The organism is Shouchella oshimensis, from assembly GCF_004375095.1.
GTDB lineage: Bacteria > Bacillota > Bacilli > Bacillales > Bacillaceae_D > Shouchella > Shouchella oshimensis.
In genome coordinates this window covers 688600-704401 of sequence record NZ_SNUX01000004.1, presented here as the reverse complement: position 1 = coordinate 704401, position 15802 = coordinate 688600, and the positions used below count along the sequence as shown (strand labels likewise).

At 40.2% G+C, this 15802-nt stretch carries 18 protein-coding genes; 12 read left to right on the top strand and 6 right to left on the bottom strand.

Features of this window, described 5'->3' with window-relative positions; translation table 11 throughout:
- Window positions 1-8 precede the first annotated feature (8 nt).
- Both E2L03_RS19000 and E2L03_RS18995 read right to left on the bottom strand, forming a co-directional pair.
- Window positions 9-893 carry a cation diffusion facilitator family transporter gene (locus E2L03_RS19000; protein ID WP_038484579.1) on the bottom strand — a complete coding sequence of 295 codons (885 nt, stop codon included), beginning with the start codon at window positions 891-893 and terminating at the stop codon, window positions 9-11.
- A gap of 38 nt (window positions 894-931) precedes the next feature.
- Window positions 932-1237 (bottom strand): ArsR/SmtB family transcription factor, encoded by a 306-nt coding sequence (locus tag E2L03_RS18995; protein WP_055736111.1) that lies wholly within the window; start codon window positions 1235-1237, stop codon window positions 932-934.
- 149 nt (window positions 1238-1386) lie between these two features.
- Here E2L03_RS18995 and E2L03_RS20615 point away from each other — a divergent pair, with 149 nt between their 5' ends.
- From E2L03_RS20615 to modB, 5 genes are all read left to right on the top strand, one after another.
- Entirely contained in the window at window positions 1387-1548 is a 162-nt protein-coding gene (locus tag E2L03_RS20615) for a hypothetical protein (RefSeq protein WP_158318562.1), read from the top strand.
- A 52-nt stretch (window positions 1549-1600) separates the two neighbouring features.
- Complete coding sequence (locus tag E2L03_RS18990; RefSeq protein ID WP_038484571.1) at window positions 1601-2422, top strand: SPL family radical SAM protein; 822 nt, start codon at window positions 1601-1603, stop codon at window positions 2420-2422.
- Window positions 2423-2443: 21 nt separating this feature from the next.
- Window positions 2444-3478 (top strand): aldose epimerase family protein, encoded by a 1035-nt coding sequence (locus E2L03_RS18985; RefSeq protein WP_124742905.1) that lies wholly within the window; start codon window positions 2444-2446, stop codon window positions 3476-3478.
- A gap of 153 nt (window positions 3479-3631) precedes the next feature.
- Window positions 3632-4375, top strand: a complete 744-nt coding sequence (modA, locus tag E2L03_RS18980) for a molybdate ABC transporter substrate-binding protein (RefSeq protein ID WP_038484565.1) — start codon at window positions 3632-3634, stop codon at window positions 4373-4375.
- Window positions 4376-5041, top strand: coding sequence for a molybdate ABC transporter permease subunit (gene modB / locus E2L03_RS18975; protein ID WP_166740381.1), 666 nt, complete (start codon window positions 4376-4378; stop codon window positions 5039-5041). It begins immediately after the preceding gene.
- Window positions 5042-5117: 76 nt separating this feature from the next.
- On the opposite strand, the gene E2L03_RS18970 is transcribed toward modB, so the two are convergent.
- On the bottom strand, window positions 5118-5399 hold the full coding sequence (locus E2L03_RS18970) for a hypothetical protein (protein WP_038484559.1): 282 nt from the start codon (window positions 5397-5399) through the stop codon (window positions 5118-5120).
- A gap of 94 nt (window positions 5400-5493) precedes the next feature.
- Entirely contained in the window at window positions 5494-7284 is a 1791-nt protein-coding gene (locus E2L03_RS18965) for a prenyltransferase/squalene oxidase repeat-containing protein (protein WP_134260111.1), read from the bottom strand.
- A 120-nt stretch (window positions 7285-7404) separates the two neighbouring features.
- On the opposite strand from E2L03_RS18965, the gene E2L03_RS18960 reads away from it, so the two are divergent.
- A complete protein-coding gene (locus E2L03_RS18960; protein WP_134260109.1) occupies window positions 7405-8373 on the top strand; it encodes a sodium:calcium antiporter in 969 nt (322 codons plus the stop codon).
- Here E2L03_RS18960 and E2L03_RS18955 read toward each other — a convergent pair.
- Entirely contained in the window at window positions 8370-8960 is a 591-nt protein-coding gene (locus E2L03_RS18955) for a DUF6944 family repetitive protein (protein ID WP_134260107.1), read from the bottom strand. The genes E2L03_RS18960 and E2L03_RS18955 overlap by 4 nt on opposite strands.
- A gap of 176 nt (window positions 8961-9136) precedes the next feature.
- Between E2L03_RS18955 and E2L03_RS18950 the strand changes: the two genes are divergently transcribed.
- From E2L03_RS18950 to E2L03_RS18925, 6 genes are all read left to right on the top strand, one after another.
- Window positions 9137-9838 carry a CoA transferase subunit A gene (locus E2L03_RS18950; RefSeq protein WP_124742901.1) on the top strand — a complete coding sequence of 234 codons (702 nt, stop codon included), beginning with the start codon at window positions 9137-9139 and terminating at the stop codon, window positions 9836-9838.
- A 1-nt stretch (window position 9839) separates the two neighbouring features.
- Complete coding sequence (locus tag E2L03_RS18945; protein WP_038484550.1) at window positions 9840-10481, top strand: 3-oxoacid CoA-transferase subunit B; 642 nt, start codon at window positions 9840-9842, stop codon at window positions 10479-10481.
- Window positions 10482-10852: 371 nt separating this feature from the next.
- The gene (locus E2L03_RS18940) at window positions 10853-11542 is read left to right on the top strand and encodes a response regulator transcription factor (protein WP_134260105.1); all 690 of its coding nucleotides are present in this window, start codon (window positions 10853-10855) and stop codon (window positions 11540-11542) included.
- Complete coding sequence (locus tag E2L03_RS18935; RefSeq protein WP_134260103.1) at window positions 11542-12546, top strand: sensor histidine kinase; 1005 nt, start codon at window positions 11542-11544, stop codon at window positions 12544-12546. Before E2L03_RS18940 ends, E2L03_RS18935 begins: the two co-directional genes overlap by 1 nt.
- Window positions 12547-12649: 103 nt before the next feature.
- Window positions 12650-13408, top strand: a complete 759-nt coding sequence (locus E2L03_RS18930; RefSeq protein ID WP_055736121.1) for an ABC transporter ATP-binding protein — start codon at window positions 12650-12652, stop codon at window positions 13406-13408.
- A complete protein-coding gene (locus E2L03_RS18925) occupies window positions 13401-15329 on the top strand; it encodes an FtsX-like permease family protein (RefSeq protein WP_134260101.1) in 1929 nt (642 codons plus the stop codon). The genes E2L03_RS18930 and E2L03_RS18925 overlap by 8 nt, the downstream gene beginning before the upstream one ends.
- A gap of 54 nt (window positions 15330-15383) precedes the next feature.
- Here E2L03_RS18925 and E2L03_RS18920 read toward each other — a convergent pair whose 3' ends face one another.
- The gene (locus E2L03_RS18920) at window positions 15384-15776 is read right to left on the bottom strand and encodes a hypothetical protein (RefSeq protein WP_095151047.1); all 393 of its coding nucleotides are present in this window, start codon (window positions 15774-15776) and stop codon (window positions 15384-15386) included.
- Window positions 15777-15802 lie beyond the last annotated feature (26 nt).

Genomic DNA, 15802 nt, shown 5'->3' with positions numbered 1-15802 from the left:
TTCCTTTCTTATTCACGCTCAATTTGAATTGTCGTGTTTTCGATATGAAGCTTTTTTCGGAAATAGTCATTTGCATGCATAAGTACGTCTTGAGAGTCGATTTTTCTGTCGGCATCAATGATAACATGAGCACTTAAGCGATCCATCCCAGAAGTAATGGTCCAAATGTGGAGATCATGAACACGTTTAACGCCATCAATGGAACGTAGTTCAGCGTTCACTTCGTCAATATCAATATGCGATGGCGTACCTTCCATTAGTACGTGAATCGTGTCTTTAAGAAGGCGTATTGCTGATAGAGCAATCATAAAAGCAATCAGGATACTTAAAATGGGATCGGCTAGATACCAACCAGTTGTTAAAATAATGATCCCTGCAATCACAGCGGCGACAGATCCTAATGTATCACTCAAAACGTGTAAGTAAGCGCCGCGCATATTCAAGTTATTTTTTACATCGCCCCGCATGAGTACATACATGGCTCCAAGGTTAGCAAGCAATCCTATAAACGCTAGTATGATCATGCCACCACCCATAACTGCTTCAGGTTCAATGAATCGACCAATGGCTTCACGAACAATAAAAAAGGCAATGACTAGCAACATGACGCTGTTTAATAATGAGGATAATACTTCGTAGCGGTGGTTTCCAAAGGTTCGTGTCTTTGTTGCCGCTTTTGCTGCAAGTGTAATGGCAAGAAAGCTAATAAATAGATTAGCAAAATCGTTAAACATGTGGACTGCGTCAGCTAAAAGGGCTAAGCTTCCTGTCCACAACCCACCAATAAACTGGATAAACATCCAGCTACCAATAATGAGCATAGCAAAGAGTAAATTTCGTTTATTTGCTTGACCAGTTGAATGGTGGTGACTATGTCCATGGTGATGACCCATTGTATACCCCCCTTATTATTTAATAGGATTCACTTTGTTCAATCGTGTGTGGCGTGTTCAATGGTCTTTTCTAAAATGTCGAGTACGTGTTCATCTTGAGGTGAGTAATAAATGGTGGTTCCAGCACGTCTTGATTTAACAAGTCTTAAATTTTTCAGAAATCGAAGTTGATGAGAAACAGTAGACTGTCCTAGTTCTAGTTGTTCAACGATTTCCCCTACTGAGCATTCTTTGTTTGCTAATAAATGAAGAATTCGAATTCGGGTTGGATCGCTTAAGGCTTTAAAGCTTTGAGAAACAATGAACAGTGTCTCTTGATCAAGATCATAATAAGATGTTGACATAGCTTTTCCTCATTTCTATATATGATTATATGCTCATATTAGCATAATGAAAATGGCTTTTCAACTACTGTAATCAAGAGTAGGATTACTTTTCTGTTTACGCGTCCCATGGTAGACTACATGTAACAAAAACGTAAGGGGAAGAAAGAATGAATGGCAGAAGACGCAGGCCGTTAAGGCTAGGTAGCGCAACTATAATCGGTCTGATCGTAGGGTTTTCGTTTGGCTTATTTACAAATTCTTTCGTTCTGTACATTGGTTTAGGGCTTTTGCTAGGGTTATTGGTTGATTGGAATCGTAAGCGTATGTGATAGAGAAAGACGATTGTGTAATCGATTTCTCTAGGAAGCGAGGGTGAGTACAATGAAGAGCCTTTCTGTAAGGGAATCGCATCCAAAGCAACTTTTAACAAAAGCGAGTGGTTTTTTGACTGGCTATTCTCACACTTTAAACCCTTATGTGGGATGCTCCTTTGCTTGTTCGTATTGCTATGTCAGGCAAATGCCAGTTCAACTGTTTCAAGAGGAAGAGTGGGGCGATTGGGTTACGATAAAAAGGGATATTGCTCAGCTTCTAGAGAAAGAAATACGTCGTGCGAAGAAACATGGGCCGGTGACAATCTTTATGTCTTCAAGCACCGATCCTTACCAACCAATTGAACATCGAGAGCAAGTCACTCGATCATTGCTTGAAGCGATGGTAAGGGAACAACCAGACTTCTTATTTATTCAAACGAGAGGTGCCCTTGTGACAAGGGATATGGATTTATTGAAACGTTTAGGGAATCGCGTACGTGTCAGCATGACGATTGAAACTGATTCAGATGACATTCGAAAGCAGTTTGCACCTCAGGCTCCACCTATTAAAGGAAGAATAAAAGCTTTACAACGTCTCAAAGAGGGTGGGATTCCAACCCAAGCAACAATAGCGCCACTGTTGCCGAGTTCAAAAGCGTTTCCTGAACAGTTGGCAGATGTGGTTGACCGTGTCTGTATAGATGATTTTTTTATGGGTGATGGTTCAGGAGGCAAGCGTACAGAAAAGCTTAAAATGTCTGCTATTTATACTGAACTAGGGCTAGAGAAATGGTATGAGAGGGATACCATATGGAAGGTAAAACGTCGTTTTCTTAACTATTTTTCAGAAGATCAACTTTTCATCAGTAAAGAGGGATTTCTACCTTAAAGGTTGAAGGAGAGGTTTTTCATGAAAGCAACGAATCAGCAAATGAGTAACGGATGGGTCGAAACCGTACTTGAAAACGATCACGGCATGTGTCTAACGTTTCTTAACTTTGGAGGCATCGTCACGGAATTGGTTGTTCCTGATAAGAGAGGTGTACGTGAAAATGTCGTCCTTTCTTATGCGGACCTCTCTCATTATAAAGAAAATAAGCCGTATTTTGGCGCTTTAATTGGGCCAGTGGCGGGTCGGATAAAGGATGCTTGTTTTATGAAAAATGGAACAAGGCATACACTATCAGCAAATGATGGCCATCATCACCTACACGGTGGAGGGAATGGCTTGCATCAACAGCTGTTTAGCGTGACCCTTTTTCAGCATGAAGATCGAGTGGGCGCAATGTTAACAGCGGAAGAAATGGAAATGGATCATTATCCTGGAAAGCTAACCACTACGATTACATACATCATTACAAATGAAAATGAATGGATTATTGATTATCATGCCACGGTAGATGAAATGATGCCTGTTACACTAACGAATCATACGTATTTTAATCTTACAGGTAGTGTAAAAAGGTCTGTGTTGAATCATGTTATTCAGCTGGAAAGCGATAGTTTTTTAGAGCTAGATGAAACCCTTGCTCCAACTGGATTTATTCGTTCAACTGCTTATACACCGTTTGATTTTAGATCAGAAAAAAGAATTGGTGAAAGAATTCATTTAACACATCATCAGCTGCAGGTAGCAAAGAATGGATATGATCATTATTTTTTGTTGGATCATACTAAAGAGGTCAAGGCTGTTGTTTATGATGAAGAATCTGGTCGTAAGCTTGAGATGAAAACGACACAGCCAGGTGTTGTCCTTTATACAGGGAATAGCTTGGAAGACGAGTTGCTGTTAAAAGAAGGAAACAAAATAGAAAAGCATGCTGGCTTATGTTTAGAAACCCAAGGACACCCCGCTGCTCTTCAACATAAAGGATTATCATCTATTTGGTTGAAACCGGAAGATGTTTATAAACACCAAACGATTTATCAGTTTTCAGTTGAATAAAGGGTTAATAGTTTCTATCCCTCTTCTGTAAAGGAACAAAAGCCGTACCCTTAGTGTGTGCGGCTTTTTGTCGCTAGTGTAGAGACTTAGTAGATTTACATAGAACTAGATATCCCTTATACTACGGAAAAAGAGAAAATGTGAGGGATTTTTTTGAAGAAAGGGCTGCTTGTTACGGCTATTGGGATCATCTTAGCGGGTTGTTCATCTAATGAAACAGAGGAAGTGATGATCATGGCCGCAGCTAGCTTAAATGATGCTGTAGATGAATTAATTGAAAGCTATGAACAAAATCACGATGTACATATAACAGTGAACTATGGCTCTTCTGGTCAGCTACGCCAACAAATTCTTCAAGGTGCACCCGCAGACTTGTTTTTATCGGCTTCCATCGCCGATATGGAGGAAGTAGTAGATGTAGAAGGAGTTGAAAGCTCTACTACGTTAATAGAAAATACGCTTGTTTTAATTGCAGCGCCAGAAATCGCTCCATCATTGACGAGTTGGGCTGACCTTACTACGGCTACGTATCAAGGGCTCGCGATCGGCGAGACAGAGACCGTTCCTGCTGGTCGATACGGGAAACAAGCCCTTGAATCTATGGGGATTTTCGCTGATATCGAGGACAAGCTTATTGTTGGAAAAGATGTACGGCAAGTTCTTACATATGTTCAGACAGGAAATGCTGATGTAGGGATCGTGTATGAAACGGACGCACGAGTTGCTGGCGATGCAGTAACCATAGTTGCGGAAGCACCTGCAAATAGCCATGATTCTATCCATTATCCAATTGGCTTGCTAACGACGAATGACAGTGCGGCCGTCCTCTATGAGTGGCTCCAACAGGATGAGGCTATAGCTACGTTTGAATCGTACGGGTTTCAGAAAGGTGAATAAATGATGGACCCTGAGTTTTGGACACCTATATTTGTTTCAGTACAGGTTGTAAGTATAGCGAGTGTACTGGCGTTCTTATTGGCACTCCTGGCTAGCTGGCTGTTAAAGAAACGAGTTTTCAAAGGAAAAATCCTGCTGGAAACGACTCTTATGCTACCGCTTGTCCTACCTCCGACTGTTATTGGATTTGGTTTGCTTGTGCTCTTTGGTCGACGGAGTCTTATCGGACAGTGGTACGAACAATTGTTTAATCAACCAATCGTGTTTACAGTTGTTGCTGCGGTCATTGCAGCGACTGTAGTAGCGTTTCCATTAATTTATCAAGTGTTAATGAATGGATTTGAATCGGTTGACGATGAACTTGAAGACGCAGCAAGGCAAATGGGTGCGAGTGAATGGGCGGTTTTACGCTATGTAAGCCTGCCGTTGGCGTGGCGATCCCTCGCTTCTGGCTTTACGCTCGGGTTTGCACGCGCTCTTGGTGAATTTGGCGCTACTCTAATGTTCGCAGGAAGCATTGTTGGGGTGACACAGACGATTCCAATTAGTATTTATTTAGCGGTTGAAACCGGGAATACGTTAATGGCACTCTATTGGGTGGCTTCCATCATCTTATTTTCATTCCTTCTATTAGCAACCGTACAGCGGTTAAAACAGTCTAAATAGAAAAAAAGCGTTAAGCAAGTTCGGCAATTTCCGTAAGGTTTATTGCTTTTTTGCCTAAACGCTTTTTGTTTTGCGGTTAACGACCTGTAACTAGGCCCCACATATCATGGCGATGTTGACGGTTTCTAGGGTCGACATTGCAATTCATTAGCCATTTTGCATGTCGGTCTCGTTGCTCTCTCGAAATAGGTACACCTAAGCAATGAGATAATTCATCAATCATCGAACAACAACGACCGTACTGCTTTAAATCTTCACGTCGTTGACGACATAAAATTTTGCACACATTGTGGAAATGTCGCGGGTTTTTCATTTTAGAGCGAAATGCATGCATTAATTGAGGATCAATTGTGCTCATGGGAACTCCTTTCATATCAATCAGTCGGTTTAACACGTGTGTGTTACTTTACTTTATGATTCAAAGGAGTCTTTGGACAGGGCTAGTTTCTTGCTTATTTCGCCTTTGTTTTCACATATTTGTGCTTGTAGTTCGTAAATGTGACAAGTGGCCAAAGAAGGGGATAGCTATGATAGTGAATGTAAAATTGACCAGGAAGCCCTCCTCCAGTTGGGTAAGTCGAGCGGATTGAAGAAGTACGAACCCAGTCCATTAATAGCGTAAGCGCATCCTCCATTTGTTTTGTCGGTCGATCGTAGAGTGAGATTAGGGCGTCTAATGCCCATGCTGTATGAACGACTGTGGAAAATTGCAACGGAATAAAGCGTTGCTCTACATCACTTTTACAGGATTCTCCCCAACCACCATCTAGTAGTTGAATGGACTCCAACCAACGTCTAGCATGTTGTAAGCTTTCATTTTCAATCGGTACACCAACAGCACGCATCCCTGTAACGGCAGCCCATGTTCCATAGATATAGGAGACTCCCCATCTTCCTTGCCAATTTCCATCTTTTTGCTGATGTTTTTCAAGCCACTTAATAGCCTTTTCAACAGCAGGATGTTTAGCGGATAAATGACCATAGTTACCGAGGCATTCCAGCGTTCGACCAGTTAGATCAGGAGAGGATGGATCCATAATGGTATCTGTTCCATTTTCAAGTGGAATGAACAAAGCAGCTCGGCTATCTTTTTCAAACGCGGCCCAACCCCCATCACGATTCTGTCGGCTTAATAGCCAAGAAAAACCAGCTCGCCAAGCACGCTTCGTTTCGGGCAAATGGAGATAAGAAGACAACAAGCGTAGGCATGCGTGTGTGTCATCTACGTCAGGGTTGATTGAATTGCTTGTCGAAAACCCCCATCCGCCATTTTCCTGCTGATTGGCCAGAATATAGTGAACAGATGCAGCAATGGTCGTTTGCTTCTCAACTGTGTTTGTTTGTTGAATGGCTGTTGCAATTAACGCTGTATCCCAGATAGTTGAAGGAGAATTTTGAATATGACCCTCTTTTCCTTCTGTATAGAGGTGAGTCTTCAACCCCTCTAAAGCTTGTTCCATAATAGGCGATTGTTTTTTATAGCCCAGCGCAAGTAATGCGTAGAACATGAGAAGCGTTCCGCTTGAATAACTGTGCAGGGTGCCATCTTGTTCAATATGGTGTAACAGATAGGTTTCTGCTTTTTGAAAAGCGGCTTTTGTGTACGAAGACAACTTTGTCCGTTTCCGTTTGCGTAACTGGAGATGCTTTGAACTTATATAAAGATGCTGAATGTGCCGGTTATGTTTTCTTTTTACATGGAAGCGGGTATGACCTAAAATGAGTAGCGCTGCAAAATGGGTTTTAACATAGGCACTATATCGATAGAAGCTGAATGGCATCCATTTTGGTAATTGAATTAAAAAAAGTGGCAGAGGAAAAAGTGTTGGCCAAGGGTATAAATGATGCAGAGCTAACAATGTCTTTGTGGAAATATGTGCTTGTTCTACACCGCCCTTTTTTACGATAAATGATTCAGCTGCTTTCATAGATGGGTCGCTTTTTTTCGCAAACCCTGAAATATATAGAGCGGTATAGGCTTCTATTGTTGACGATAGGTGGCCTAAGTCGTCTTCATACAGCTTCCAATAGCCATGTTCAGACTGTGTCCGTAAGAGGCGATAAGCTAATTTCTTTTGTAAGTCGTATTCTTGGTTAACATGTGACAAGAGTAAGAGCATATATGCATCGGTCATCGTACCTGATTCAAAGCAGAGTTTAAATGATCCGTCCTCTTGCTGATACGTTATCAGTTGCTCGGTTAGTGCCAACTGGGTCTGATTCAACCGACTGATCAGGTTCATAAAAGTACCTCCAAACTTGTAGCAAGTAAAGCGTAAAAAACGGCTTCTTGTGCATCCTATGTAAGAAGACAAAAGTCTGAAAGGTGCTCTACCCAAATAGAGTAAAAAAAGGAGTTAACCATGCTATATATCTTATTTATTCTTCTTGCAGCAGTGACCGTTTTTGCAGCAATAAAACTATCTACATATGCAGACACGATTCAATTACGTACAGGCATGACTGGCTTTTTTACTGGAGCAGTCTTAATTGCAGGTGCTACCTCTTTACCAGAAGTAACAACAAATATTACTGCTGGCGTCATTAATAGTCCGGACTTAGCAGTAGGGAATGTAATTGGGAGCAACTTGTTTAATTTGACAGTGCTTGCTTTTGGAGATCTATGGTTTCGTCGTAAACGAATGTACACCCATTTAGCGCCTAAAAACGCGATGCCTGGGGCTTTAGGTCTTATCTTAACAATGATTATTGCCGTCTCCCTTATTGTACGATCCCCTTTATCTGTTTTTGGCATGGGTATTGATGTAGTACTAATTGTGGTCTTGTATTTTGGTGGGTTGTATTATTTAAATAAAAAAGATCTTTTGCCTGATGAACCCCCTGTAGCGAAAAAGGTCACAATGACATTAAAAGGAGCTATCATTCGCTTTATTATTGTGGCGCTCGTTATTTTAGCAGCGGGTTCCTATTTAACAATTCTAGGAGATCAAATTGCCATTCAAAGTGGATTAGGTCAATCCTTTGTCGGATCGATTCTTATCGCAGGTGCTACATCTTTGCCAGAAGTCTCTATTGTCTATTTAGCTGTTAAACAAAATCAATTCAGTGCTGCTGTTGGTTTAATCGTAGGTAGTAATATGTTTAATTTAAATTTACTTGCTTTAGCAGACCTTTTTTATCGTGATGGTGTATTAATTCGAGATGCCAGTTTAAGTAATTGGATTACAATGGTGGCTCTACTAGTATTAACGGTTGTTGTGCTATACGGTATATGGAAAAATGAAAAACTTGGTCGATTGTTTTGGCTACCGTCAACCATTGTCGCTGTAGGTTATGTCGCATCGATTGTTTTACTTTACGTTTATAGCTAACTCTCACTCACAAGTTGTTCGGCATTTGGTTCTTCTGTAGTAGAGGTTGTGTACGATTTTGATACACTTAATGCGGATAAAACAGCGCCCGTTGCTTGAATCCAGCTGCCTACAGCGTTAATAAATTCTTCGTCATCATCAACAATGAAATCAGCTATAGCTGCATAGGCTTGAATACCGTTTCCGACTACTTGTAAAAAATCACCAATGACTGCATATAGAGCAGCCATGCTTACGTCTTCTTTTAAATCTTCATTAAAAGAAACGGAGCCACCGGCAGCTTGAAATAAATTTCCTTTTATAATTAAATTTTGTTCCAGGTTTTCTTCCCATGGCAAAGCTAGAGCGCCTACAATGATCGTGTTACCGGTTGCTTGAATGGCGTTTCCAATTTGATTGAGTGACCCAAATGCATTCGTATCTGCAAGAAGGCCATTTCCTGTAGCTTGGAGTGCGTTTCCATAAAGACCAAGATCGTTAATTTGCTCAGGTGTTAGTGCTTCAGAGGGAGTATCAGCAACTGCCGCAATGACTGTGCCAATCGCTTGTGTCCATGCTCCAAAAAGTGCCTTCACGTCGGTTGACATCTAGATACTCCCCTTTTTTTCTAGGCTAATAACTAGTCTATTCAGAAGAGAAAAAGGGGTACGCCTAGTTTTGCAAATGCATACGCCTTAACGTCATTGGAAAAGAAAGTGTGTAACTGGTAGAATAAATATGAAAGCGCTTTTATAAGTTGTTTTAAGTTGAAGGAGGTTACATGATGGATAAAGTCATAGGTTCTTTAGACGCAATCATGAGTCAGATTAAGGACGGGCAAACACTTGTTGTAGGTGGATTTGGTTTATGTGGGATCCCAGAACATTTAATTGCAGCAGTAAAAGCAAAAGGGGTTAAAGAATTAACAGTCGTGAGTAACAATTGTGGTGTTGATGATTTCGGTTTAGGCCTATTGCTAGAGGATAAGCAAATAAAAAAGATGGTCTCTTCCTACGTAGGCGAAAATAAACAATTCGAGCAACAGTTTCTTAGTCAAGAACTTGAGGTAGAACTTGTTCCTCAAGGTACATTAGCAGAGCGGCTTCGTGCTGGTGGTGCTGGTATTCCGGCATTTTATACGGCAACTGGTGTAGATACGCCAGTTGCTGAAGGGAAAGAAGAAAAAGTGTTTGAAGGCAAGCGTTATATTATGGAGCGAGGCATTGTTGGTGATGTGGCCTTAGTTAAGGCATGGAAGGCGGATCGTTTCGGTAATCTTGTGTTCAGAAAAACGTCACGAAATTTTAATCCTTTAGTAGCGACTGCTGGAAAAGTGACGATTGTGGAAGTAGAAGAACTTGTTGAAATAGGAGAGCTGGCACCAGACGAGATTCACTTACCAGGTGTATATGTTCAGCACGTGTTTGTTGGTCATGAATATGAAAAACGAATTGAGCGACGGACTGTACTAGAGGAGGGGGCGTAAAATGAACGAATCAAGAAAACGAATTATTGATCGTGCAGTAAAGGAAGTAAGGGATGGAATGTGTGTAAACTTAGGAATTGGTATGCCAACCTTAATTGCAAACCACATTCCTGATGAAGTAAGCGTGATGCTTCAGTCAGAAAACGGATTACTCGGTATTGGTCGTTATCCTAAAGAAGAGGAAGTCGATCCTGACTTAATTAACGCTGGAAAAGAAACCGTTACAGCGAAAAAAGGTGCCTCGTACTTTGATAGTGCAGAATCGTTTGCGATGATCAGAGGTGGGCACATTGATCTAGCCATTCTAGGTGGAATGGAAGTTTCAGAAACGGGAGATTTAGCGAATTGGATGATACCAGGTAAAATGGTCAAGGGGATGGGCGGAGCGATGGATCTTGTTCAAGGTGCTAAAAAAACCGTCGTCATTATGGATCATACAAACAAATATGGTGAATCAAAGGTGAAGAAAGCATGCTCATTACCGTTAACAGGTAAACGTGTGGTTGATTTACTCATTACCGATTTAGCTGTATTTGAATATAAAGCTGGTGCAATGACGTTGTTAGAACTGCAGCCAGGCGTCACTTTGGACGAAGTGAAACGAGCAACTGAAGCTGAATTTCAAGTAGGAATTGGTGTGTAAGTTCTTAGTAAACAGGAGGCTGGGACAAAAGTAGATAGATCAAAATGACGAACATTCCTGAAAATAGGAACGTTCGTCGTTTGTTTTATCTGAAAATGAGCAGAAGGAGAATCCGAAGACTCCTGAGGGATTAGCACGTGTCTGAAGACTCTGAAGTGGCGGTTTTCCACGGAGGAGGCTGAGGCCGTGTTCCCGGAAAGCGAAGGATTCTCCTGTAGCGGTGCTACTCAGCATATTTTAGACTATTCGTCTTTTCAAATACTACTTTTCGTTATGTCCCAGCCTCTTTTCTGTTGTAGCTTGTTTGCAATTGGTCTTGAATCAGATTATGCTAAAAGCAATATGTGAGGTAAGTAAAAGGTCGTGAGAAGATGTCTAAAATCTTGTTAATTGAAGATGATCGAGCACTTTTTGAAGAAATAAAGCAGCAGTTGCAACAGTGGAATTTCCATGTCTATGGTATTGAGAATTGGGAAGAAGTGATGGAGACATTTATTCACATAAAACCAGAGCTTATCTTAATTGATATTCAACTACCAAAGTATGATGGCTTTTATTGGTGTCGAATGATTCGAGCGCAGTCTACTGTTCCTATTTTATTCCTATCGTCACGTGAACATCCAACGGATCACGTGATGTCCATGCAGTTAGGGGCAGATGATTATATTCAAAAACCATTTCACTTGGATGTGCTCGTTGCGAAAGTTCAAGCTACATTACGTCGTGTTTATAATTATAATCATGAAGAACAGAGAACAACGCAGACGTGGCAAGGCGCAATCATTAATGTTGAAAACAATACCGTAACGTCTAACGATGGGAAAGTAGAATTAACAAAAAACGAGATGTTTATCCTGAAAAATTTACTTAGTAAGAGAAACCACATTGTTAGTCGAGATGAATTAATTAAAGAGTTGTGGGACGATAAGCGCTTTATAAGTGATAATACACTGACGGTTAATGTGAATCGTTTACGAAAACAATTAGAAGTCATCGGTCTAGGAACCTTTATTGAAACAAAGGTTGGACAAGGTTATATGGCTGTTGATGAAGGTGTATGATGATAAGACGGTATCTTAAAGAGAGAGGCGCATGGATTAGCTTTATTTTGTTTGTACATGGATTAATTTTGTTTATTGCTTATTTGGATCAAAGCTTGTCTTTGGAGCAAGTAGGCTATCCTTTATTAATGACCGTTATCCTTTTTTGTGGATTTCTTATTTACCGTTATTATAAGGAGACATCTTTTTATAAGCAGTTGGAGCAGTACGATCAGTATGAACAACTATCAGATTTACCTGATGGTGAAACTCCATTTGAAGAAGTAGTCGAGACAGCTTTTGAAGAACAGCGTAGTCATCTTTCGCAGAAATATATTGAACATCGTCGTCAAGTCGACCATGATAAAGATGAGATGATGGCTTGGATTCATGAAGTGAAAACCCCCTTAACGACGATGAGTTTGGTCATTGATCGACTTGATGACAAGGAAACAAAGACGGCGTTGCAAAACGAGTGGCTACGTATACATTTGCTACTGGATCAACAATTGTACCAAAAACGAATGGAATTTATAGAAAATGATCTATATATGGAAAAAGTTGAGTTAGAGCGCTTACTGTATGAAGAAATTCGAACCTTTCAAAATTGGTGTATGCAAAAAGGCATAGGCATTGAGCTTGAACTACATGAATTAATGGTGCAAAGCGATGGTAAGTGGCTTTCCTTTCTCGTTAGACAGCTATTGTCAAATGCGATAAAGTACACTCACTCTGGAAATATTTACATTCGGTCTTATGTTAAAAATGAGCAGACCGTGCTTGAAATTAGAGATGAGGGTAAAGGAATTGCCGAACAAGATTTGCCTCGCATCTTTGAAAAAGGCTTTACATCCACAACGCTCCATAATGAACAAGCCGCTACAGGTATGGGTCTTTATTTAGCACAAAAAGTAGCGGATGGGTTGTCGATTAGGCTTTGCATCCGTTCTACGTTAAATGAAGGAACGACAGCTCAGCTACTCTTCCCACGTAGAAATTCTTTCATTGAGTTGACTAGCATGTGACAAAACTGTCACATGCTTTTGTATATTGTTCGCCAATTCGCAGGAATCTTAAAGAGGAAGCTCCTATACTTAAGGTACAAGTAAAGACAGAAGGAGTGTTACGATGGACATTTTACAGGCAAGCAAATTAACAAAAAACTATGGAAGTAAATGGAATAAACAAGAAGTATTAAAAAACATTGACTTAAAAATTAAACAAGGTGAATTTGTCTCCATTATGGGTGCTTCTGGTTCTGGTAAAACGACGCTATTAAACGTTTTGTCTACGATTGATCAAGCAAGTGGTGGTTCTATTTTAGTTAACGGGATGGAGCTAACTCATTTGAAAGAAAAGCATCTTGCGGAGTTTAGAAAAAAGGAATTAGGGTTTATTTTTCAAGAATACAACTTACTTGATTCATTAACGGTTAAAGAAAATATATTGCTTCCTTTAACGGTACAGAAAATCAGTAAAAAAGAAGCAACAACAAGGTTTGAAACAATTGCAACCCAGCTTGGAATTGAGGAGTTAGCCCACAAATACCCAAACGAATTATCTGGTGGGCAAAAGCAACGTACTTCCGCTGCAAGAGCTTTCATTCACGAACCAAGTATTATTTTTGCTGATGAACCAACTGGAGCACTTGATTCAAAAGCAGCATCAGGTTTACTAGAAACGTTAAGCGACTTAAATGAAAAACGGCATGCAACGATCATGATGGTGACCCATGATCCGACTGCCGCAAGCTATGGGAGTAGCGTTGTTTTTATTAAAGATGGTCAAATTTATACAAGGCTGACACGAGGCGGGCAGTCAAGGCAGGCGTTTTTTAAAGATATTATCCAAACGCAAGCGGTTTTAGGTGGCGTTCACGATGAGTAATACATTAGCACTAAAAAATTTAAAAAAGCATGCGCGGACGTATGGGATTTACTTTTTTTCTATTAGCTTTAGTGTAGCGTTGTATTTCGCATTTGTCACATTGCGTTATGCACCTGCAATGGAAGCTGTAGAAGAATCGACGCGGGGTTCTGCTGGTATTGGAACGGCATCGGTTTTACTATTTTTCATTCTTGCTTTTTTCCTGCTGTACGCCAATAATCTTATGATTAAGCGTAGAAGTCAGGAGCTTGGATTACTTCAATTAATTGGTATGACAAAAAGTCGCGTATTTCAGTTGATTAGTATTGAAATTATGTATTTATACCTCGTTTCTCTTATGATTGGTATCATTGCAGGGTTTCTTTTAGCAAAGCTCGTCACAATGATTTTATTAAACATTATTGGTGTAGAAGAAATCGTTTCTCTTTATTTTTCAAGTACAGCGTTGTTCCAAACGGTACTGGTTTTTATTGGAATTTATCTTATTGTCGTAGTAGCGAATGCATTGTTCCTAAAGCGACATACAGTTCTTCAACTGTTTCATTTTCGTAAGCGTACTGAGATTGTTGTCAAAAAGCTAAGTGGTTGGGAAATCATCACTGGAATAGTAGGAATCGCATTAATCGTTAGCGGCTACTACGTATCAACCATTTTATTAAGTGACACCTTTGGTGGATCGCCGAGTGTTCTCTTTCTTGGCATGGGCTATACATTAGGTTCCGTTATCATAGGAACGTACTTATCCTATAGAGGGTCAGTGTCGTTGCTGGCTAAGATCGTACGGAAGAAACAAGCAGGATATATGTCTGTTGTGAAAGTTCTGTCCCTTTCGTCTATTATGTTTCGAATGAAATCCAGTGCTCTGTTGTTAACGATTATAACGACCGTTTCTGCATTAGCTATCGGTTTATTGTCATTAAGCTACATTTCCTATTACTCAGCGAATCAAAATGCTACGTTTAATGCGCCAAACCATTTTGGCTTCTTGGAAGAACAGGATCGAAATGAGATGATCACGTTTCTTGATGAAGAAGGCCTGACCTATTCACTTCACGATATAGAAGTGAAGGGGTTAAATGTAGATGTGGAGGATTTATTAGAATATGAGAGAGATGACCTTTACGTTAATCCTCGAGAAATGTTCTTACCTGTAGTAAGCGATGAAGATGTAGATGGCGTGACTGTCCAAGCGGGAGATGTCTTTTTAACACCAATGGCTCCTATGCTGGAGGTGTTCATGCAGTTTAAGGATACTGGGGACATCACCATCTTTAATGATGATGATCACTATAACCTCAAGTATATTGGTAAGAAAGAAGAGCCTGTCGTGAACTATATTTTATCTATTGGTGGTTTGTCTACGTTAATTGTAGCGGATGAGGTCTATCAAGAGCTTAATAGCGTTGAAGATATACGAACTGAGTTTGCTATTAATATTGAAGATGAAGCAGATTTAGAGGCAGCCAACGATTGGTTTATGGACCATAACGAGAGCTTTCGTGAGTTGGCAATCGGCCAACTTGCCAGTGAACAGGAACAAAAGCAACAAATGGGCTTAGTTATGTTTATTGTTGGCTTTCTTGGATTTGCGTTTCTTTTCACATCAGGTTGTATTCTGTACATTAAACAAATGGATGAGAGTGAAGCAGATCGCCCTGACTATACGATCCTTCGAAAGCTTGGTTTTACGAATCAAGACTTGCTTAAAGGAATTAAAGTTCGTCAGCTTTACAATTTTGGCATTCCATTGTTGATTGGCTTACTGCATAGTTACTTTGCTGTTCGTTCTGGCTGGTTTATTTTTGGGAATGAGATGCACATCCCAATGCTTATTGTGATGACCCTTTACACAGTACTGTACTCAGTATTTGGCATTCTATCAGTCAGCCATTCTAAGAAAATTATTCGCGATTCATTATAATGAGTGTTAAAGCTTGTTCATCAGTCTCCCACTGGGAGGCTTTTGACAAGCTTTTTAACGTTCTAAGTACATTTGTGCATTTTCCTTTTTATCGCCTATTAAAGTAAAGGTGTAGATCTGATCCTCATAGGGTTCTAACGGAAAGGTGCCTTTAACAGGGTGTGCCTTTTCTTCACTATCTGTTTTCACAAAAAAGGTGACGTTTCCGTGATAATCATCACCCTTAGTAAACGTAAAGTCTAAAGAATCACCTTTTTCTACTAGTGAACCATCTGCATAAGATGTACCTGAATATCCATTTTCATAGGCTATTTCAAAACCATAAACAGGAAATGATGCCATGTTTGTGACAGTGATCATTGCAAGACCCTCCTCTTCAACCGTTTCGTTAAAACAACCGGATAAGATAAGCACGGAGGTATATAGTCCAACTAATCTTGTTCTCATGATGAAACCTCATCTCTAATTTTTTC